The following is a 20,060-nucleotide window of genomic DNA, read 5'->3' on the forward strand; positions in this document are numbered from 1 at the left end:
CTATGACAGGCCAAGGGGGCACTTCCCCGGACGTCTGCTATTGTGCCGGGCGTGTAATATCAGTATATGCCGTTTTATCGACCAGTAAGCGGTGTTTACTGCTTGCTGGACAGCCACTGAAACGGGGGCCCGGAACGGAGTGAGCGATCACGACGCGATGAAACGCGTCGCTCACCGAGTCAAATTCAGAGAAACGCCCGGAGCGGGATTTGAACCGACGGAAGACGGTCGCCTCACTCCGTTCGGCGCTGCGACTTCCAGGGTTCAAATCCCTGTTGTGCGTTTCATCGCTCACGATGGCGAGCACACGCTAAGCGGTGCTCGTCGGAATCGTTCGAAATAGAAACGCCCGGAGCGGGATTTGAACCCGCGTCACGACCGTGACAGGGTCGTATGATGGGCCACTACACCATCCGGGCAGCCTACGAGCACACACTGCACGGTGCTCGTCAGTTGGGTCGCAATAGGAACGCCCGGAGCGGGATTTGAACCCGCGTCACGACCGTGACAGGGTCGTATGATGGGCCACTACACCATCCGGGCCTTCGTTGCATTTCTTCGTACCTTGGTGTCGGTATTAAGACTTTCCAAAGAAATCCGCCCCGTGATGAGTGCACATGACGGGACCCAAAGTTCTATGTCCGGTCTGCTTCATGTGATTGGTAGGAGCAACCACGCCCGCAGTCCGCGAGGGTGGGCGGGTCCGATAGCCACAGCAGAGCGACTTGGTAAGTGTTATATGCACCCCGACAGTACGGCCCTGTAGTATCTCGTGACAGCCACCTTCTCCAGCAGCAGGCCAAACGCACACGCACACACATGGTAGATGTAAGCCAACACGACCTCGTCCCAGACCACAGTGTCGTCGACGAGGACGACCTCGAAGCAGTACTCACGGAGTATGAAATCAAGAAGACGGACCTTCCGAAGATCAAGCGCACCGACAAGGCGCTGCCCGATGACGCCGAAGTCGGCGACGTGGTTCGGATCGTCCGCGACTCCAGAACGACGGACGAAGCCGTCGTGTACCGACTGGTGGTAGAATAATGGACACACAAGATCGCCGCGCTATATCGCGTGAATATTTCGCCAAGGAACGGCTCGCCGAACACCACTTCCGCTCGTTCAACGCGTTCCTCGACCGGGGGATGCAGCAGGTCGTCGACGAGAAAGAGACCATCGAGACCGACATCGGTGACAAGGAAGGGCAGGAACCGGTGTGGGTCGAACTCGGCGACGTCCGCGTCGTCACCCCACGGGTTCGGGAAGCAGACGGCAGCGAGGAACTGCTGTACCCACAGGAGGCCCGCCTCCGCAACATCACCTACTCCGCGCCGGTGTTCATGGAGATGGCCATCGTCCGCGGTGGCGAGGAGGAGCCGGAGGAAGTCGTCGACCGGACCGAGACCAAGATCGGGCGAATGCCCATCATGGTCGGGTCGAACAAGTGCAACATCGCGGGCTTCACCGACGAGGAGCTCATCGACATCGGCGAGGACCCCGCAGACCCCGGTGGCTACTTCTGTGTCAACGGCTCCGAGCGGGTGCTGATGACCAGCGAGGACCTCGCCCCGAACAAGATTCTGGCCGAGTACGACACCAAGTACGGCGACGAGGTGCAGGTCGCCAAGACGTTCTCCCAGCGCCGGGGCTACCGCGCACTGGTGCTGTGTGAACGGACGCGGGATGGGCTGCTGGAAGTCTCGTTCCCGTCCGTCTCGGGCAGCATCGACTTCGTCACGCTGGTCCGCGCGCTGGGGCTGGAATCGGACGAGGAAATCGTCCACCGCGTCAGCGAGGACCCGGAAATCGTGAAGTTCATGCTGGAGAACCTGGAGGAGGCCGAGGTCCAGACGACCGAGGAAGCCATCGAGACGCTGGGCAAGCGTGTCGCCTCCGGGCAGGGCAAGAACTACCAGCTCAAGCGGGCCAACTACGTCATCGACCGCTATCTCCTCCCGCATCTGCACGAGGAAGGCGTCGAGGAAGAGGAAGTCCGTATCAACAAGGCGTTCTACCTCTGCCGGATGGCCGAGGCGTGTTTCGAACTGGCACTGGGCCGTCGCGAATCCGACGACAAGGACCACTACGCCAACAAGCGGCTGAAGGTCAGCGGCGACCTGATGACCGACCTGTTCCGGACGGCGCTGAACAAGCTCGCCCGGGACGTGAAGTACCAGCTCGAACGGGCCAACATGCGGAACCGCCAGCTGTCGGTGTCGACAGTCGTTCGCTCGGACGTGCTGACCGAGCGGCTCGAACACCCGATTGCGACGGGGAACTGGGTCGGCGGCCGCTCCGGCGTGAGCCAGCTGGTCGACCGGACCGACTTCATGGGGGTGCTGTCACACCTCCGGCGACTGCGCTCGCCGCTCAGTCGTTCCCAGCCGCACTTCGAAGCGCGGGACCTGCACGCGACCCAGTGGGGTCGTATCTGTCCCTCCGAGACGCCTGAAGGCCCCAACTGTGGGCTGGTGAAGAACTTCGCCCAGGCGATGGAGCTGTCACAGGACGTGTCGGACCCGCAGGGTCTCAAACAGGAACTCGCAGAGATGGGGGTCCAGGGCATCCCCGGTATCGAGTCGATAGAACAGCAGCCCGCGGACGATTAATATGAGTCAGGGACGCGAAGCCAAAGTATACGTAAACGGTAGTCTGGTCGGGACACACCCCGACCCGGAACAGCTCGCAGAACAGGTACGACAGGCGCGACGACGGGGGGACGTCTCCCAGATGGTCAACGTCTCGGTGAAGAACCGGACCGGCGAAGTCATCATCAACGCCGACGCCGGCCGTGCTCGCCGCCCGCTGCTGGTCGTCGAGGACGGCGAGCCGCTGATGACCGACGAGGAGGTCGAGCAGGTCAAAAGCGGCGAGCTCGAATTCGAGGAACTCGTCGAGCGTGGCCTCGTCGAGTTCATCGACGCTGAGGAGGAAGAGGACATCCTCGTCGGCGTCGACGAGGACGAACTCACGGAGAAGCACACGCACCTGGAAGTCGACCCGCAGCTGATGTTCGGTATCGGTGCCGGGATGATTCCCTACCCCGAACACAACGCCTCGCCCCGGATTACGATGGGGTCGGGGATGATTAAACAGTCGCTGGGCCTGCCGTCGGCGAACTACCGCATTCGCCCGGACACGCGCCAGCACTTGCTGCACTACCCGCAGCTCTCGATGGTCAAGACCCAGACCACCGAGCAGATTGGCTACGACGACCGCCCCGCGGCGCAGAACTTCGTCGTCGCCGTCATGAGTTATGAAGGCTTCAACATCGAGGACGCACTCGTGATGAACCAGGGGTCGGTCGACCGCGCGCTCGCCCGCTCGCACTTCTTCCGCACGTACGAGGGTGAGGAACGGCGCTACCCCGGTGGTCAGGAGGACCGCTTCGAGATTCCTGACGACGAGGTTCGTGGCGCACGCGGCGAGGAAGCGTACACGCACCTCGACGACGATGGCCTCGTCAACCCCGAGACGAAGGTCGGCGAGAACGCCGTCCTGCTCGGCAAGACGAGCCCGCCCCGGTTCCTCGAAGAGCCGGACGACATGGGCGGCCTCTCGCCCCAGAAGCGCCGGGAGACGAGCGTGACGATGCGCTCGGGCGAATCCGGCGTCGTGGATACGGTCACGCTGATGGAAGGCGAGGACGGCTCGAAGCTCTCGAAGGTCTCTGTGCGTGACGAGCGCATCCCCGAACTCGGGGACAAGTTCGCGTCACGCCACGGACAGAAGGGCGTCGTCGGCCACATCGCCCCCCAGGAGGACATGCCCTTCACCGAGGAGGGCGTCGTTCCGGACCTCATCATCAATCCGCACGCACTGCCGTCGCGGATGACCGTCGGCCACATCCTCGAGATGATCGGCGGGAAGGTCGGCGCACTCGAAGGCCGCCGCGTCGACGGCACCGCCTTCACCGGCGAGGACGAGGAGGAGCTCCGTGGCTCGCTCGAAGACCACGGCTTCGACTCTAGCGGCAAGGAGACGATGTACTCCGGCGTTACCGGCGAGAAGATCGATGCGGAGATCTTCGTCGGCGACATTTTCTACCAGAAGCTGTACCACATGGTCTCGAACAAGCTGCACGCCCGCTCGCGCGGGCCGGTGCAGGTGCTCACCCGCCAGCCCACCGAGGGACGCGCCCGCGAAGGTGGCCTGCGCGTGGGTGAGATGGAGCGGGACGTGCTCATCGGGCACGGCGCGGCGATGGCGCTCAAGGAGCGTCTGCTCGACGAGTCCGACCGCGAGTGGATCAACGTCTGCGGGCAGTGCGGGATGACCGCCGTCGAGAACGTCGAGCAACGGCGCATCTACTGTCCGAACTGCGAGGAGGAGACGGACATCCACGAGGTCGAGATGTCCTACGCGTTCAAGCTCCTGCTCGACGAGATGAAGGCGCTCGGAATCGCCCCGCGGATCGAACTGGAGGACGCAGTATGAGCTCACAACAGACACCCCAGGAAATCGGTCAGCTCAGCTTCGGGCTGATGGACCCAGAGGAGTACCGCGAGATGTCGGCCACGAAAGTGATCACGGCCGACACGTACGACGACGACGGCTTCCCCATCGACATGGGGCTGATGGACCCGCGGCTTGGGGTCATCGACCCCGGACTGGAGTGCAAGACCTGCGGGAAACACAGCGGCTCCTGTAACGGCCACTTCGGCCACATCGAACTCGCTGCGCCCGTCATCCACGTCGGGTTCGCGAAGCTCATCCGCCGACTCCTGCGCGGGACCTGCCGGGAGTGCTCCCGGCTCTGTCTCGACGAGCACGAGCGCGACGAGTTCGCTGACCGACTGACACGGACCCAGGACCTCGGTCGCGACCTCAACGACGTGACCAAGGCCGCCATCCGGCAGGCCCGCAAGAAGGACCGCTGTCCGTTCTGCGGCGAGAAGCAGTACGACATCAAACACGAGAAGCCGACCACGTACTACGAGGTGCAGGACGTGCTGGCCTCAGACTACCCCGAGCGGATCGCCGCCGCGATGGAGGAGTCCGAGGATCCGATCTCGCCGATCGACCTCTCCGAAGAAACCGGCATCGACAGCAGCCGTGTGCAGGAGATTCTCAGCGGCGAGTTCCGACCCCGGCAGGAGGACCGCCGCGCTCTGGAAAAGGCGTTGTCGGTTGACCTGACCGAGGAGGACATGAACAAGCTGATGCCCAGCGACATCCGGGACTGGTTCGAGGACATCCCGGACGAGGACATCGAAGTGCTGGGGATGAAACCGGCCCGCTCCCGACCGGAGTGGATGATTCTGACGGTGCTGCCGGTGCCGCCGGTCACCGCTCGCCCCTCGATTACGCTGGACAACGGCCAGCGCTCCGAGGACGACCTCACCCACAAGCTTGTGGACATCATCCGCATCAACCAGCGGTTCATGGAGAACCGCGAGGCGGGTGCGCCACAGCTGATTATCGAGGACCTCTGGGAACTGCTGCAGTACCACGTCACCACGTTCATGGACAACGAGATTTCGGGCACGCCGCCGGCGCGACACCGCTCCGGCCGTCCGCTGAAGACCCTCTCTCAGCGCCTGAAAGGCAAGGAGGGCCGCTTCCGTGGCTCGCTGTCCGGGAAGCGTGTCAACTTCTCCGCTCGTACCGTCATCTCGCCGGACCCGACGCTCTCGCTGAACGAGGTCGGCGTGCCGGACCGGGTCGCCAAGGAGATGACCCAGACGATGAACGTCACCGAGCGAAACCTGGAGAAAGCGCGGCGCTACGTCTCCAACGGGCCTGAAGCCCACCCCGGCGCGAACTACGTCAAGCGGCCGGACGGCCGCCGGCTGAAGGTGACCGAGAAAAACTGCGAGGAACTCGCGGAGAAGGTCGAAGCGGAGTGGGAAGTGTCCCGCCACCTGGTCGACGGCGACATCATCATCTTCAACCGCCAGCCGTCGCTGCACCGGATGTCTATCATGGCCCACGAGGTCGTCGTGATGCCGTACAAGACGTTCCGGCTGAACACGACGGTCTGTCCGCCGTACAACGCTGACTTCGACGGGGACGAGATGAACATGCACGCCCTGCAAAACGAGGAGGCCCGGGCCGAAGCCCGCGTCCTCATGCGCGTGCAGGAACAGATGCTCTCCCCGCGCTTCGGCGAGAACATCATCGGCGCGATTCAGGACCACATCAGCGGGACCTACCTGCTGACCCACACCAATCCGAAGTTCAACGAGACGCAGGCGCTTGACCTGCTCCGGGCGACGCGTATCGACGAACTGCCCGAAGCCGACGGCGTCGATGAGGACGGCGAGGAGTACTGGACCGGCCGCTCCCTGTTCTCCGAACTGCTGCCGGACGACCTGAACCTGGAGTTCACGTCCTCCGCCGGCGACACGGTCGTCGTCGAGGACGGCCAGATGACCGGCGGCACCATCGACGAGGACGCCGTCGGCGCATTCGGCGGCGAAATCGTCGACACCATCGCCAAGGACTACTCGCGGACCCGCGCCCGGATTCTGGTCAACGAGGTCTCGGCGCTGGCGATGCGGTCGATCATGCACTTCGGGTTCTCCATCAGCATCGACGACGAGTCCATCCCGCGGGAGGCCGAAGAGCAAATCAACGACGCCATCGACAGCGCCTACGACCGCGTCGAGGAACTCATCGAGACCTACGACCGCGGCGAACTCGAATCGCTGCCCGGTCGGACCGTCGACGAGACGCTGGAGATGAAGATCATGCAGACGCTGGGCAAGGCGCGTGACTCCGCCGGTGACATCGCCGAGGACCACTTCGGCGAGGACAACCCGGCCGTCATCATGGCCGAGTCCGGCGCGCGTGGGTCGATGCTGAACCTGACCCAGATGGCCGGCTGTGTCGGCCAGCAGGCAGTCCGTGGCGAGCGGATCAACCGCGGCTACGAGAACCGCACGCTTAGCCACTTTGAGGAGAACGACCTCTCGGCGGACGCCCACGGCTTCGTGGAGGCGTCCTACCGCTCCGGGCTCGGCCCGAAGGAGTTCTTCTTCCACGCGATGGGTGGCCGCGAGGGACTGGTCGATACGGCTGTCCGGACATCGAAGTCCGGGTACCTGCAGCGCCGGCTCATCAACGCCCTGTCAGAACTCGAAACGCAGTACGACGGGACCGTCCGGGACACCTCGGACACCATCGTCCAGTTCGAGTTCGGCGAGGACGGCACGTCGCCGGTCGACGTGTCCTCGAACCAGGAGGGTGACATCGTCGACGTCGAGCAGATCGCCGACAGCGTCCTCGACGAGGAGTTCGAGAGCGAGAAACAGAAAGAGAGCTTCCTCGGCACGCGGACCGAGCGGACCAACCTCTCGGAGCATGCGGACGACTGGTGGATGGCCGAGGGTGACGACTAACAATGACAGCACACGACGTATCAGCAGACATCGAAGCCGTCGTCGAGGACACTGAGCTGCCGCGACGGCTGAAAGACGAAGTGTACAGCACCATCGATGAACGGGGCGTCGGCGTCGACGACGCCGACCGCATCGCCAAGGCCGTCGAGTCCCGCTACCTCGACACGCGTGTCGACCCGCTGGACCCGGTCGGGACCGTCTCGGCCCAGTCCATCGGCGAACCGGGAACGCAGATGACGATGAACACGTTCCACTACGCGGGGGTCGCCGAGATCGACGTGACCCAGGGCCTGCCACGGCTCATCGAGCTGGTGGACGCCCGGAAGACGCCGGACACGCCGATGATGACGGTTCACCTCGACGAGGAGTACGCGGATGACCGCGAACGCGCACACGAGGTCGTCTGGAAGATCGAGGCGACGCGCATCCTCGCGCTGGGTGACATCTCGACGAACGTCGCGGATATGCTCGTTGAGATCGACCTCAACGAGGACACGCTGCTGGAGCGGTGGCCGACGGTCAACGACACGGACGCCATCGCCGAGGAGATCGCCGAGACCATCGAATCGAATCTCGGCGTCTCGACCCGGCAGGCCGGCACGGTCATCGAGTTCGGCCCGGAGGAACCCAGCTACCGCGACCTCCTACAACTGGTCGAGGAGTTGCGGGAGATCGTCTTCAAGGGGATCGAGGAGATCACCCGCGTCGTCATCCGCAAGGAGGAGACTGACAACGGCGAGGAGTTCGTCCTCTACACCGAGGGGTCGGACTTCGGCGAAGTGCTCGACATCGAGGGCGTCGACGCCTCCCGGACGACGTGTAACAACATCCACGAGATCTACCGGGAACTCGGCGTCGAAGCGGCCCGCGAGACGCTCATCAACGAGACGATGAACACGCTCGAAGAGCAGGGGCTCGACGACGTGAACGTCCGGCACCTGATGCTCGTGGCCGACATCATGACCAACGAGGGGACCATCGAGTCCATCGGCCGCCACGGCATCTCGGGGTCGAAAGACTCCGTGCTTGCCCGTGCAGCGTTCGAGGTGACGGTCAATCACTTGCTCGACGCCGCCATCCACGGCGAGGTCGACGAACTCGACGGCGTCACGGAGAACGTCATCGTCGGGAAGCCGATCAAGCTCGGCACCGGCGACGTCAACCTCCGGATGGGCACGACCCAGGACTGATGCGGGTCGAACTCTCGGACGAAGCGCGTCGACTGGTCGCCCTCTTCGAGGACGAGGCAGCCGTCACCGTCCGGGATTGCGTCGTCGACGAGGACCACGACCAGGTGGTGTATCTGGTCAAGCGCGGGGAGATGGCCGACGCTATCGGCCCGGGCGGTCAGACGGTCGAGCGCGTCGAGGAGCGCCTCGGCCGCGAGGTCAAACTCGTCGAAGCCGCCGAGACGGCCGAGGACTTCGTGGCCAACGCGCTCGCGCCGGCCGCGGTGTACAACGTCACCGTCTCGGAGAACGACGACACCGTCGCTTACGTGGAAGTTGCACAGGAAGACCGCGGGGCTGCTATCGGCCGCGAAGGCCGAAACATCGACGCCGCCCGGCAACTGGCGAAGCGACACTTCGAAATCGACGGCATCGAACTGACCTGAGCGAGGCGATTCGAGCGGGTCCACGGACCCGCCTGCTCGGGCAGTCGATGTGGAGACTGACAGAAACCGCTTTTTTGATTGGTCGTGAACCGACTGCTATGCCTGCACTCCGGCGTCCAGACGGCGGCGACCTGCTGGCTCCGCTGACTATCGTCGGCATTTACCTGTATCACGCACACGTTCTGGGAACCCCCCGTCCGGACTCGAAGGCGCGTTTATGCTCGCGCTGTTCGTGTTGGTGGGTGCCACGAGTCTCGTCGAGGGACTGCTCGCGTCACCGGCGTACCCGCTCGTCGGTGGCGGACTAACCGCGGTCTTTTATCTCGTCCGGTTCAGCCAGCGACAGGATATCGGCTCCGCGCTCGGCGTTTGTGCCGGGGTTCTTTTCGGTAGCTATGGCCTCTACCAATTGGTCACGTCGAGCGCCGAACCGAAACTGTAAGTGGCAGATGAAACAGGAGGCGACGCTCAGTCGTCGCCAGTGGCCGGGTCGTCCGCGCCGTGTTCGTACACGTCGGTATCGCTGTGCGTGGTGCCGCTGTCGACATCGAACGTCTGCAGGAGTTCGCTGAGGTCGCCGGCCTGATCCGAGAGGGACTCGATGCCGCCGGTGACTTCGTTGATCGTCGCGGTCTGTTCCTCCGCGGCGGCGGCGACGTTCTCGGCGCGGGAAGCGGTTTCCTCGCTGATTGTCCCGACCTCGTCGGTCATCGCCACTGCTTCCTCCGTCGTCGCGGCCTGCTCGTCGGTGGCGTCGCTGATGGACTGGATACCGTCGTTGACCTCTTCGACGCGGTCGACGATCTGTTCGAGGGATTTGATCGCGTCGTCGACAGTGTCGATACCGTCCGTGACGGAGTCGCCCATCTGCCTGATGTCGGTCACGGCGTCACCGGTGGTGTCCTGCACTTCCTCGATAACCGTCGAGACCTCCTCGGTGGCTTCGGTCGTCTCCTGTGCGAGGCCTTTGATCTCGTCGGCGACGACGGCGAACCCTTCACCCGCCTCACCGGCTCGTGCGGCCTCGATGGAGGCGTTCAGGGCGAGCATGTTGGTCTGCTCGGCGATGTCGTCGATGAGGTCGACGATGTCGCCGATCTGTTCCATCTCCTCGTCGAGTGACTCGACGCGGTCGATAGTCTCGTCGGCTCGCGTCTCGATGTCGTTCATGACCTCGATAGCCTCCGATGCGCGCTCGCTGCCGGTTTCACCGATCTCTGCGGCCTCGTTCGACGTGGTCGCGACTTCGTCGGCCTGTGCCGCGACCTCTTCGACCGTCGCGGAGAGGCCGGACATCTCGTCGACCGTCTCCTCGATGTTCTCGTACTGCGTCTCCGCGCCGTCGGCGATCTCCTGTACGGATTCGCTGACCTCCTCGCTGGCGTCACGGACCTCCGTGGCGCTCGCGGTGATCTGGTCGGCGGAGCCGTCAACGTCGTCGGCAAACTCCCGGATACGCATGACCGTCTGGCCAAGTTGGGCGAGCATATCGTTGAACGCGGCGGCGATGTCGGCCATCGCGTCGTTGTCCGTGTCGGTGTCGAGTCGCTGGGTGAGGTCGCCGTCGGCCGCTTTCCGCATCACGGCCGAGAACTCCTCGGCCTGCCGTTCGAGCGTTCCGGCCAACTCCTCAGCCTCCTCTTTGGACTCTTCGGCCTCTTGCTGGGCCTGTTCGAGATCGCTGATGAACGATTCGAGGTTGCCGTGCATGCTCGATAGCGACGCTCCGAGCTGGCCGGGGATGTCCTCGTCGAGCACCGGGTCGTCGAACGCCTGTCTGGAGAGTGCGTCGGCCTGTGCGGCGACGGTGTCGAGATAGGTCTTCATCTCGTAGAAGGCGTTCTGGACGTCGCCGATCTCGTCGAGGCGGTCAGACTGTTCGATGTCGGTGTCGAAGTTCCCCACCGCAAGGGCTTCCGCCTGTGTCGAGAGCCGTCTGAGCGACTGCATGATGCCGCGACCGACGAGGACGCCGATGAGGGCGAACCCGGCCAGTGAAACGCCGATGATGGCGACGAAGCTCCCCTGAATACTGTCACGTAACGCGAAGGCGGTCGATTTCGGGGCCTGCTTGACGACGATCCACGGCGTGTCATCGACGGACTCCGCGGCGATCAGGTACGGCCCGCTCCGGGCCACGTCGCTCTCTCCCGCTGTGAGTGCGGTCAGGTTGGCGGAGACGTTGTACTGTGTCCCGATAGTCGAGGCGTCCTCGGCGAACTGGACCGTGCCGTCCTGTCGGATAATCCGCGTTTCACCGCCGTCGATGGAGTTGCGGAACTGGGCCGTCCGCGCGGTCACGTTGTGGACCACGACGACCAGCTTGTCGCTCCGGGCGACCGGGCTCGCGAAGGCGATGTACTTGCCCCCGTCATAAGTGTACACTGTCGACATATCGACCGAGTTCGACCCGGTGACCGAGAGGCCCCCACCTTCCCACTCGAAGTCGTCAGTCCGGAGCGACGTGTCGCGTCGGTCGCTCAGCGACGACTCCTCGATTTCCAGGGTCTCCTCGTTGACGTAGTGGATGGCATACACGGACTCCGGCTGGTAGAACGCTTGCCGCTGTAACGCACCACGGATCATCGTTGGACTCCCCTCCTGAACGTCGGACAGCGTTGAGAGAGTTCGTGCGGCGTTTCGCTGGCTACGGACCCAGTCCGCTGTTGTCGTGGCCGTCTGGATGGTGCCCGTCTGCAGTTCGTTCTCGCGCTGTTCAGTCAGTTCGTTTGCGACCGTCCGCTCCGCAGTGACGCTGACACCCGCAACGAGCAGGGCAATACAGAGAATGATGAGCGTCAACTTCCGGAGGTACGTTCGCCGGACGATGTCTGGGAGACGTTGTTCGAGTTTCATAGATACTACCCGCAGGTCTGTCTGAATAACTCAAGCGCCGGTACTAGAAACCATCTGCCCAGTTATCACACCTGATTCCATGTGGCCGGGCTATCTCCCGGCCTGGCGGACTGGGACCGGTGTCTGTGACTCCTGATACGTACACTGTCGGCTGTGACGAATTCCGCAGACCGATGCTAGTGGGGTCTCCCGAAATAGTGTCAGAATGCTCTGTGAAGCCTGAAATCATCGAATATGGGTTCCCGAAGGACCGCCGGGAACTGTTTTGCGCGTCATACGCCGACCGAAACACCTTGTTACCCGTTTCTTTCCCGCTGTCGTGGCCTCTCTTCGCGTTATCTAACCCAGTTCTGCACCTGATTTCCCCGTCTATGGCACAGAACGCCACACACGGAAGCGCTACCGGCTGAGTCCGAAAGAGGAGTCTTAAGTACCTCCGAAAGGTACCAGTGCCTACTATGGCGAACGGCAAGTACGCCGCGCGCAAGCTCAAGAAGGACCGCCAGAAGCACCGGTGGTCCGACACTGACTACGCGCGTCGCGAACGCGGCCTGGGCAAGAAGTCCGACCCGCTCGAGGGTGCGCCCCAGGGACGAGGTATCGTACTGGAGAAAGTCGGCATCGAGGCCAAGCAGCCCAACTCCGCTATCCGGAAGTGTGTCCGCGTCCAGCTCATCAAGAACGGTAAGCAGGTCACCGCGTTCTGTCCCGGTGACGGCGCTATCTCTTTCATCGACGAGCACGACGAGGTCACGATTGCGGGTATCGGCGGGGCGAAGGGCCGCGCGATGGGCGACCTCTCCGGTGTCAACTACAAGGTCGAGAAGGTCAACGGCGTCTCTCTCATCGAACTTGTTCGCGGGAACGCGGAGAAACCGGTCCGATAACCATGAGTGCCGAAGACACACCCGAGGCTGACGCTGACGAGGCTGCGGAAAGCGAGCCGGAGACGGCCCGTGCGAAGCTGTTCGGCGAGTGGGAGATCGCGGACATCGAGTACTCCGACCCCTCGACCGAGCGCTACATCACTGTCACGCCGATCGCCCACACGATGGGGCGACACGCGGACAAGCAGTTCAAGAAAAGCGAGATCAGCATCGTCGAGCGGCTCATCAACCGCCTGATGCAGACCGACGAGAACACGGGCAAGAAGCAGCTCGCGACCTCCATCGTCACTGAGGCGTTCGAAATCGTTCACGAGCGCACCGACGAGAACCCGATTCAGGTACTCGTCAGTGCTGTCGAGAACAGCGCCCCGCGAGAGGAGACCGTCCGCCTGAAATACGGTGGTATCTCGGTCCCGAAGGCCGTCGACGTCGCGCCACAGCGCCGCGTCGACCAGGCCCTGAAGTTCATCGCAGAGGGCGTGTACGGTGGCTCGTTCAAGACCACCACCAGCGCCGCCGAGGCGCTCGCACAGCAGCTCATCGGCGCTGCTAACGACGACGTCCAGGCCTACGCGGTCAACCAGAAAGAAGAGAAAGAACGCGTCGCGGCCGCCGCTCGCTAACACGGCTGTCTCCGACATCTTTATTCTTCTTTGTTCTGCAGTGAAATCTATGCGAAAACCGTGCCGGGACGGCGGGTCTCGCCGCCAGTATCTCGCCGCACTCGCCGCCGCCGGAGCGACCGCGCTGGCCGGCTGTCGCGGTGAGTCCGGGTCACAGGACGGTAGCTCGGACCCGACACCGACAACCACAACGACGGCAGACCCGGCTCGGGCGCTGGACCGCTACGACGTATCCATTAGCCACGAGCGCAGCCAGTCACCCGACACCGACTGGGCGGCTCCGACCGCGTCGCCAACAGACACACCGCTCGCCACCGAACCACTCATCGAGGATCTGGAGATCCCGTGGGACCTCTCGTTTGCCGCGGACGGAACGCTGTTTCTCACCGAGCGGGTCGGCCGCGTCCTCTCGTTTGTGGACGGCAGCGTCCGAACAGTCACCGAACCGGCGGCAGTCATCGACGCGGAATCGAGCGACGATGGCTGGTGGGTAACGGGCGGTGAGGGCGGCACGCTCGGCGTCGCCGCGCACCCGACTTACCCCGAGCCGCCGGTAGTGTACGTCTACTACACGACGACAACCGACGACGAGCGGGTCAACCGGGTCGTCGCCATGGATGTCTCGGCCGAGGACCCGGCCGCCACGGAGTCCGTCCTCGTCGACGCCATTCCCGGAAGCAAGATACACAACGGCGGTCGGCTCACGTTCGGCCCCGAGGACTACCTCTGGATTACGACCGGGGACGCCGGGTCCGGCGAACTGGCCGCCGACACCGACTCGCTCGGCGGGAAGGTCCTTCGCGTGACGCCCGCGGGCGACCCCGCTCCGGGGAACCCGGACCTCGGTGGTGACCCGCGGGTGTTCACCTACGGCCACCGGAATCCACAGGGGATCGCGTGGCTTCCGGACGGCACTGTCGTTGCTTCCGAACACGGCCCGACCGGGCGGGACGAACTCAACCGCCTCGTGGCTGGTGGGTACTACGGCTGGCCAGACACCCGCAAGCACGAGGAGTACGCCGACGCCGGCCCCGAGGTCCGCCGCCCGCTCGCAAACACGGGCAACGCCGGCGGCTGGGCTCCCTCCGGGTCGCTGTTCTACACCGGCGACGCCGTGCCGTCGCTGCGGAACAGACTGCTCACTGGCGGCCTGAAGGGCCAGAAACTCCTCACAACGACGCTGACGCCGGCCGGTGGGGACCTGCCACCGGGTGACGACGCCGAGGTGTACGACGCTGACTGGACCGACGACGCCTACACCGCGACGACCCACTCCCTGCTGGCCGACGAAGTCGGCCGGATTCGACACGTCGAGCAGGGGCCGGACGGCGGCCTCTACCTCGTTACGTCGAACCGCGACGGACGGGCCGGCGACGGCTTCCCGCGGGAGCGCGACGACGTGCTCGCCCGCATCACGCCGGCCGAGTGACCAGCGCGGGCGGGCACCCGCTCTGTGAACCACTGGCTATATTTCGGTTGACGAGAGAGGGAGACCCATGGCAACAGAGCAATCTGTCGACCTCGTCGACGACGAGACTGTGGGCTTGTTCACGAAGGCGGTGCTGCTCGCGGCGCTGACCGCGGCGCTCGCACAGATATCTATCCCGCTTCCGGGACTGCCGGTGGTATTCTCATTGCAGCCGTTCGGGATGTTCTTCGCCGGACTGCTACTGGGACCGCTGTGGGGCGGCGTCGCGCTCCTGTTGTACCTGCTGGTCGGTATCGCCGGTGCGCCGGTGTTCTCGAACGCGAACGCGGGTATCGGGTATGTCATCGCCGGCCAGTCCGGCGGTTTCCTCGTCGGGTTCCTCGTCGGCGCGGTCGTCGCCGGCGCTATCGCACACCGAAGCATAGCGCCCAAACCGGTCGCTGATCTCTCTGTCCCGGTGCAGGTCGTCGCGCTCACCGCGGCGATCGCCGTCGTGTACGCTATCGGCATCCCGTGGATGTCGTTCGTTGCCGGCCTTCCGCTCACTCGTGCCACCGCTCTGATGGCTCCGTACATACCACTTGACCTCCTGAAGCTCGGTATCGCAGTCGCCGTTGTGCAGGGCGGATATCTCGACGGTCGATGATAGCGGTCAGCGACCTGCGCTATCGGTACGGCGACGTCGACGTCCTCGACGGGCTCACGCTGTCAATACCCGACGGTCAGTACTGCCTGCTCGTCGGACCGAACGGGAGCGGCAAGACGACGCTCGTCCGGCATTTCAACGCCCTGCTGACGCCCGACGCCGGAACGATCACCGTCGACGGGACCGACGTGACGGACGACCCGGTCGTCGCCCGGACACGCATCGGGATGGTGTTCCAGCACCCCCGCGACCAGTTCGTCGCCGCGACCGTGGCGGCTGACGTGGCCTTCGGCCCGGAGAACCTCGGCCTCGACAGGGACGAGATCGACCGCCGGGTCGAAACGGCGCTTGACGCCGTCGACCTCGGCGATGCAGCGGATAGCCGCATCGACGCTCTCTCGGGCGGTGAGCAGGCCCGCGTCGCCATCGCCGGGGCGCTCGCCATGGAACCGGACTACCTCGTGCTCGACGAACCGCTCGTCGGCCTCGACTGGCCGGCCAGGGAGTCGGTGCTCGACCACCTTGACGCGCTGGCCGCCGATGGAACGGGCATCATCGTCGTCACGCACGACCTCCGGGACCTCCACGAGCGGGCCGACCGCCTCGTCGCGCTGCAGGATGGGCAGGTCGTGCTCGATGCGTCGCCATCCGAAGCGCTCGATACCCTCACGGACCTCGGTATCCGCGACCCACGATGTTGAGCTACCGGCCCGGCTCGACGTTCGCGCATCGGCTGGACCCGCGGTCGAAGCTCCTGGTCCAGTTCGGGCTCGCCATCGCCGCGGTCGCACACCCCACGCTCCCGTGGCTCGTCGGGACGACCGCGTTCGCGCTGGGGACGCTCGCGGCGGCACGGCTCTCGCCGCTGGCCGTCCTCCGCTCCTACCGGGTCGTCCTCGCCGTGCTGGCGCTGGCACCGGTCGTCGCCGGCGTGGCGCTCGGCCCGCCGTGGTTTCGGGTCGACCCGGCGCTCCGTTCGGCCCTGCACGTCGGGCGCATCCTCCCGGTGTTGCTCGTCAGCGCCGCCTACCTCACCTCGACGCCAGTCCGGGATACCCGGGCGGCGGTCCAGCGCCTGATCCCCGGCAAGCCCGGCCAGATCCTCGGTATCGGGATGGCGCTCGTCGTCCGACTGTTCCCGCTGGTACTCGCGGACGTTCGGGAGGTGCGCGATGCGATCCACGCTCGCGGCGGTGAGGCCCGCCCGCTACGGGACCGCGTTCGGCTGCTTGCCGTTCGGTCGCTGGAACGGACCCTCGACCGCTCGGACCGGCTCTCCGTCGCCCTGCGGGCCCGCTGTTTCGCGTGGAACCCGACGCTGCCGCCGCTTGCCTTCGAGCGTCGTGACTACCCGGTGCTCGCCGTCGGCATCGCGCTGTCGGTGTCGCCGCTCGTTCCGGTTTAGCCGGTCGCCTGTGTGCGCCCGAGTACAACGGTGGATGGTGGTTTCGCTATTCTGTCACTCCACGATATCGACACCGGTAATCTCGAACCGTGCGCCGCCCTCGCTCCCCTCGTCGATAGTTACCGTCCAGCCGTGGGCGTCGGCGATCTCCGCGACGATCCAGAGCCCGAACCCCGTCCCGGCGTCTGACGTCGAGTAGCCGGTCTCGAACACGCGTGACCGCTCCGATTCGTCGATGCCATCGCCGTCGTCTTCGACGTAGAAGCCGTCGTCAAGTTCTCCAACGGTAACCGTCACGTCGTCGCTGCCGTGTTCCACGCTGTCGCCGGCCCCCGGCCGACTGCTTGTGGAGCCATGCTCCACACTGTTACTGAACAGGTTCTCGAGCAGTTGTTCCAATCGGCTCCTGTCAGCACGAACGACGGCGTCTGTCTCGACAGTGAGTTCGGCGTCGTTGGTTTCGACGTTGTGCCAGCACTGTTCGGCCGTGTCCGTGAGCGCCACTACGCCGGCGTCAACCGCTGACTGCTCGTCGCGAGCGGCCGCGAGCAGGTCGTCGATGAGCGTCCGCATCCGCGCGAGCGCGTCGCTGGCGCTGTCGAGGTGTTCGCTGTCGTACTCCTGTTGGGCCAGTTCGATGCGTCCCTCGGCGACGGATAGTGGGTTCCTGAGGTCGTGGCTGACGATGCTCGTGAACTCTTCGAGACGTTCGTTCGTGTCCTCCAGTTCCTGCTCGCGGCGCTTGCGCTCGGTGATGTCACGGTCGATACCGATTGCCCGGACTGGCGTCCCGTCGCTGTCGGATTCGACGCGGCCCTTTGCCTCCATCCAGCGGACCTCGCCGTCACGGACGATTCGGAACTCGGCTTCGTACGTGCCGGTCTCGGTCGCTGATTCGATTCGGGCCGCGACTTCCGACTGGTCCTCGGGATGGACCAGCGGTAAAAACTCGTCCAGCGACTCGATGTCGGTGCCGTACAGCGTCTCGGACCCGGGGTAGTACGACAGGCCGCCGGACTCGAACTCGCGGTCCCAGACGACCGTATTAGTGGTCTCTAGCGCGATTTCCATCCGCTCGCGAGTCCCTTCCAGTTCGCGCTCCCGGAGCTTTCGGTCCGTGATATCCTGGACAGAGCCCCGGAGTTTGACAACATCGCCGTTCTCGGTGACTGGTTCACACAGTGCGCGGACCCATCGGTCGTGGTCGTCGTCGCCGATACGCACCTCCATGTCGTATCCCTCTGCTGTTTCTATCGCCCGCTCGAACTCGGTCATGACGGTCTCCCTGTCGTCGGGGTGGTACAGGTCGACGATAGACTCGACGGTCAGTTCGTCGTCCGGAGTCAGCCCGTGTATCCGGTAGAACTCGCTTGTCACCGTCATCTCCGGCGGCTCGCTCGTCACGTCTATCTCCCAGCCACCGACGCTCGCGATCCGCTGGGCCTGGTCGAGGAGTTCCTTCGTTCGCGTAAGCTCCTGCTCGCGTGCCTTCCGTTCGGTGATGTCCCGGCCGATGCCGGCCAGCATCGGGTTCCCGTCGGGGTCTTCGACGCGGGTCGCCGTGAACTCGTGGGGGATCTGATCCCCCGATTTCGTAATAAACGGCACTTCCACCCGGGTCGTGTCGCCCTCGAACACTGATTCGATAGCGGCCCCAACGAGGTCCCGATACTCCGCCGGGAAGAACTCGGCTCCGTAGGTCCCGGCGACTTCGGCGGCCGAGTAGCCGGTTACGTTCAGCAGACTCTCGTTCCAGCGCCGGAAGCGGCCGTCGCTGTCGAGGACGTAGAACACGTCGTCGATGGCGTCCAGCATGTCGTCGGTGTACTCCTTGTACCGTTCGAGGCGTTGTTCGCGCTGCTGGCGTTCGAGTTCGTAGCTCACCCACTGCGTCGCGAGATGGACGAACGTCTTCTCGTCCTCGGTGAAGGGGGTCTTGCGGGCCTCCCGGTCGACGAAACAGAGGCTCCCTGAATGTGCGTCACGGACACGGACCTCGGCGCTGATGTACGTCTCGTATTCCCAGCGGTCGTATGCCGGGTCCGAGGCCCACCCCTCATCGGACGCTTCGGCGATTGCCATGACGCTCCCTGTGTCGATCATCTTCCGGCAGTACGCCTCCGACAGCGGTGTGACGGTTCCTGGCTTGAGCCGTTCGTCGCTCCCGCTCGCATAGCGGACGGTGAACTCGTCGCGGTCAGTATCGTTCGCGGACAGGAACGCGCCAGCGGTCCCAAGGCGCTCCCGACCAAGGTCCAAAACCGCCTGTATCTTCTCTTCAAACGAGGCGTCGGGGTCGGCGCTGATCTCGTAGAGCTTCCGGAGCGTCTGGTTGTGCTCTGTGAGCTGGTTCTTGGTGGCTTCGAGTTCGCGCTCGCGATTCCGCCGCTCGGTGATGTCACGGGCGAACCCGGCCACGCGAACGACCTCGCCGTCGTCGTTCGTGATTGGCTCGCCCTGTATCCAGACCCAGCGCTGATACTCCTCCGTTGCGTTGACACGGCATTCGACGTCGGCCGACTCGCCGTGCATGAGACGCCGCATCGCGTCTTTCATCAGCTCGCGGTCCTCGGGATGGATACCGTCCAGGAAATCGTAGGGGTTGTCACGGAGCTTGGCCACTGACCGCCCCCAGATATCCTCGTAGGCGGAGTTGATCACGAGGACTTCGCTCAGGTCGGCTGTGAACTCCCAGAGGATATCGTTGGTTGCCTCAGTGAGCTCCCGGACACGGCGCTCTGACTCGGCGGCCTGTCGCTTCGCGCGGTACTCGGAGACCGCGTTTTCGATGCGGTTGGCCAGTAGCTCGTACACCTCGACTCCGAACGACTTCTGTAGATAGTCGGTGACGCCCATCGAGATAGCTTCGCTGGCCACCTCTTCGCTGCCCTTGCCGGTGAACAGAATGAACGGTAGGTCCGGGTTCGTCTCCCGAATCGCATCGAGCAGATCGATGCCGTTCATCTTCGGCATATCGTAGTCGGAGACGACGGCGTCGAATCCGTTTTCGGCGAGCTGGTCGAGCCCGTCTCGTGCGCTGGTCGCGGTTTCGACGGAGATCCGGTCGTCCGCAGCCTCCAGGGAATCCGCTGCGACAGCCACGAAATCAGGGTCGTCGTCGATGTGTAACACCTGAATCCGTTCGCCGACGACATCGGTTTCCCCGTCGAGATGCCGGCCGCGAAGCGCCTCGGTCATAGTCAACTAGTTCACAAGTCCACGCAAAAACAGTTCTGCCAGTTAATTTGTGTTC

At 64.3% G+C, this 20,060-nt stretch carries 15 protein-coding genes and 2 tRNA genes; 13 read left to right on the plus strand and 4 right to left on the minus strand.

Features of this window, described 5'->3' with window-relative positions:
- Nucleotides 1-346: 346 nt before the first annotated feature.
- Nucleotides 347-419 (minus strand) — tRNA-Asp (locus Har1131_RS03500).
- A gap of 51 nt (nt 420-470) precedes the next feature.
- Nucleotides 471-543, minus strand: a tRNA-Asp gene (locus tag Har1131_RS03505).
- Between the two features lie 276 nt (nt 544-819).
- On the opposite strand from Har1131_RS03505, the gene Har1131_RS03510 reads away from it, so the two are divergent.
- From Har1131_RS03510 to Har1131_RS03540, 7 genes are all read left to right on the plus strand, one after another.
- Nucleotides 820-1,047: a DNA-directed RNA polymerase subunit H gene (locus Har1131_RS03510; RefSeq protein ID WP_004959115.1), complete on the plus strand. Its 228-nt coding sequence runs from the start codon at nt 820-822 to the stop codon at nt 1,045-1,047.
- Entirely contained in the window at nt 1,047-2,612 is a 1,566-nt protein-coding gene (locus Har1131_RS03515) for a DNA-directed RNA polymerase subunit B'' (RefSeq protein WP_004959113.1), read from the plus strand. The genes Har1131_RS03510 and Har1131_RS03515 overlap by 1 nt, the downstream gene beginning before the upstream one ends.
- Before the next feature lies 1 nt (nt 2,613).
- Entirely contained in the window at nt 2,614-4,440 is a 1,827-nt protein-coding gene (gene rpoB, locus Har1131_RS03520) for a DNA-directed RNA polymerase subunit B (protein WP_050037161.1), read from the plus strand.
- On the plus strand, nt 4,437-7,346 hold the full coding sequence (locus Har1131_RS03525; RefSeq protein ID WP_014041493.1) for a DNA-directed RNA polymerase subunit A': 2,910 nt from the start codon (nt 4,437-4,439) through the stop codon (nt 7,344-7,346). Before rpoB ends, Har1131_RS03525 begins: the two co-directional genes overlap by 4 nt.
- Nucleotides 7,347-7,348: 2 nt before the next feature.
- The gene (gene rpoA2, locus Har1131_RS03530) at nt 7,349-8,536 is read left to right on the plus strand and encodes a DNA-directed RNA polymerase subunit A'' (RefSeq protein ID WP_014041492.1); all 1,188 of its coding nucleotides are present in this window, start codon (nt 7,349-7,351) and stop codon (nt 8,534-8,536) included.
- Nucleotides 8,536-8,961, plus strand: coding sequence for a NusA-like transcription termination signal-binding factor (locus tag Har1131_RS03535; protein ID WP_004515442.1), 426 nt, complete (start codon nt 8,536-8,538; stop codon nt 8,959-8,961). The genes rpoA2 and Har1131_RS03535 overlap by 1 nt, the downstream gene beginning before the upstream one ends.
- 217 nt (nt 8,962-9,178) lie before the next feature.
- A complete protein-coding gene (locus Har1131_RS03540; protein WP_225308073.1) occupies nt 9,179-9,403 on the plus strand; it encodes a hypothetical protein in 225 nt (74 codons plus the stop codon).
- A 26-nt stretch (nt 9,404-9,429) separates the two neighbouring features.
- Here Har1131_RS03540 and Har1131_RS03545 read toward each other — a convergent pair whose 3' ends face one another.
- Complete coding sequence (locus Har1131_RS03545) at nt 9,430-11,817, minus strand: methyl-accepting chemotaxis protein (protein ID WP_050037160.1); 2,388 nt, start codon at nt 11,815-11,817, stop codon at nt 9,430-9,432.
- A gap of 458 nt (nt 11,818-12,275) precedes the next feature.
- Here Har1131_RS03545 and Har1131_RS03550 point away from each other — a divergent pair, with 458 nt between their 5' ends.
- The 6 genes from Har1131_RS03550 (at nt 12,276) to Har1131_RS03575 (ending at nt 16,807) form a co-directional block, all read left to right on the plus strand.
- Nucleotides 12,276-12,704, plus strand: a complete 429-nt coding sequence (locus Har1131_RS03550) for a 30S ribosomal protein S12 (protein ID WP_004515440.1) — start codon at nt 12,276-12,278, stop codon at nt 12,702-12,704.
- A 2-nt stretch (nt 12,705-12,706) separates the two neighbouring features.
- On the plus strand, nt 12,707-13,327 hold the full coding sequence (locus Har1131_RS03555; RefSeq protein ID WP_014041489.1) for a 30S ribosomal protein S7: 621 nt from the start codon (nt 12,707-12,709) through the stop codon (nt 13,325-13,327).
- A 49-nt stretch (nt 13,328-13,376) separates the two neighbouring features.
- Entirely contained in the window at nt 13,377-14,756 is a 1,380-nt protein-coding gene (locus Har1131_RS03560; RefSeq protein WP_151145069.1) for a PQQ-dependent sugar dehydrogenase, read from the plus strand.
- 67 nt (nt 14,757-14,823) lie between these two features.
- A complete protein-coding gene (locus Har1131_RS03565; RefSeq protein ID WP_050037159.1) occupies nt 14,824-15,402 on the plus strand; it encodes a biotin transporter BioY in 579 nt (192 codons plus the stop codon).
- Complete coding sequence (locus Har1131_RS03570) at nt 15,399-16,103, plus strand: energy-coupling factor ABC transporter ATP-binding protein (RefSeq protein WP_050037158.1); 705 nt, start codon at nt 15,399-15,401, stop codon at nt 16,101-16,103. Before Har1131_RS03565 ends, Har1131_RS03570 begins: the two co-directional genes overlap by 4 nt.
- Complete coding sequence (locus Har1131_RS03575) at nt 16,097-16,807, plus strand: energy-coupling factor transporter transmembrane protein EcfT (RefSeq protein ID WP_050037157.1); 711 nt, start codon at nt 16,097-16,099, stop codon at nt 16,805-16,807. Before Har1131_RS03570 ends, Har1131_RS03575 begins: the two co-directional genes overlap by 7 nt.
- 54 nt (nt 16,808-16,861) lie before the next feature.
- Here the strand turns inward: Har1131_RS03575 and Har1131_RS03580 are convergent, their stop codons facing one another.
- The gene (locus Har1131_RS03580) at nt 16,862-20,005 is read right to left on the minus strand and encodes a PAS domain S-box protein (protein WP_151145073.1); all 3,144 of its coding nucleotides are present in this window, start codon (nt 20,003-20,005) and stop codon (nt 16,862-16,864) included.
- Nucleotides 20,006-20,060: the final 55 nt, after the last annotated feature.

Source organism: Haloarcula sp. CBA1131, assembly GCF_008728975.1.
GTDB classification, from domain to species: Archaea; Halobacteriota; Halobacteria; order Halobacteriales; family Haloarculaceae; genus Haloarcula; species Haloarcula hispanica.

Excerpts from the sequence above, each read along its gene's own strand:
- rpoB (WP_050037161.1), top strand. The coding sequence starts at position 2,614 with ATGAGTCAGGGACGCGAAGCCAAAGTATACGTAAACGGTAGTCTGGTC.
- Har1131_RS03575 (WP_050037157.1), top strand. The coding sequence starts at position 16,097 with ATGTTGAGCTACCGGCCCGGCTCGACGTTCGCGCATCGGCTGGACCCG.
- Har1131_RS03550 (WP_004515440.1), top strand. The coding sequence starts at position 12,276 with ATGGCGAACGGCAAGTACGCCGCGCGCAAGCTCAAGAAGGACCGCCAG.
- Har1131_RS03510 (WP_004959115.1), top strand. The coding sequence starts at position 820 with ATGGTAGATGTAAGCCAACACGACCTCGTCCCAGACCACAGTGTCGTC.
- Har1131_RS03525 (WP_014041493.1), top strand. The coding sequence starts at position 4,437 with ATGAGCTCACAACAGACACCCCAGGAAATCGGTCAGCTCAGCTTCGGG.
- Har1131_RS03555 (WP_014041489.1), top strand. The coding sequence starts at position 12,707 with ATGAGTGCCGAAGACACACCCGAGGCTGACGCTGACGAGGCTGCGGAA.
- rpoA2 (WP_014041492.1), top strand. The coding sequence starts at position 7,349 with ATGACAGCACACGACGTATCAGCAGACATCGAAGCCGTCGTCGAGGAC.
- Har1131_RS03570 (WP_050037158.1), top strand. The coding sequence starts at position 15,399 with ATGATAGCGGTCAGCGACCTGCGCTATCGGTACGGCGACGTCGACGTC.
- Har1131_RS03560 (WP_151145069.1), top strand. The coding sequence starts at position 13,377 with ATGCGAAAACCGTGCCGGGACGGCGGGTCTCGCCGCCAGTATCTCGCC.
- Har1131_RS03545 (WP_050037160.1), bottom strand. The coding sequence starts at position 11,817 with ATGAAACTCGAACAACGTCTCCCAGACATCGTCCGGCGAACGTACCTC.
- Har1131_RS03515 (WP_004959113.1), top strand. The coding sequence starts at position 1,047 with ATGGACACACAAGATCGCCGCGCTATATCGCGTGAATATTTCGCCAAG.
- Har1131_RS03565 (WP_050037159.1), top strand. The coding sequence starts at position 14,824 with ATGGCAACAGAGCAATCTGTCGACCTCGTCGACGACGAGACTGTGGGC.
- Har1131_RS03580 (WP_151145073.1), bottom strand. The coding sequence starts at position 20,005 with ATGACCGAGGCGCTTCGCGGCCGGCATCTCGACGGGGAAACCGATGTC.
- Har1131_RS03535 (WP_004515442.1), top strand. The coding sequence starts at position 8,536 with ATGCGGGTCGAACTCTCGGACGAAGCGCGTCGACTGGTCGCCCTCTTC.
- Har1131_RS03540 (WP_225308073.1), top strand. The coding sequence starts at position 9,179 with ATGCTCGCGCTGTTCGTGTTGGTGGGTGCCACGAGTCTCGTCGAGGGA.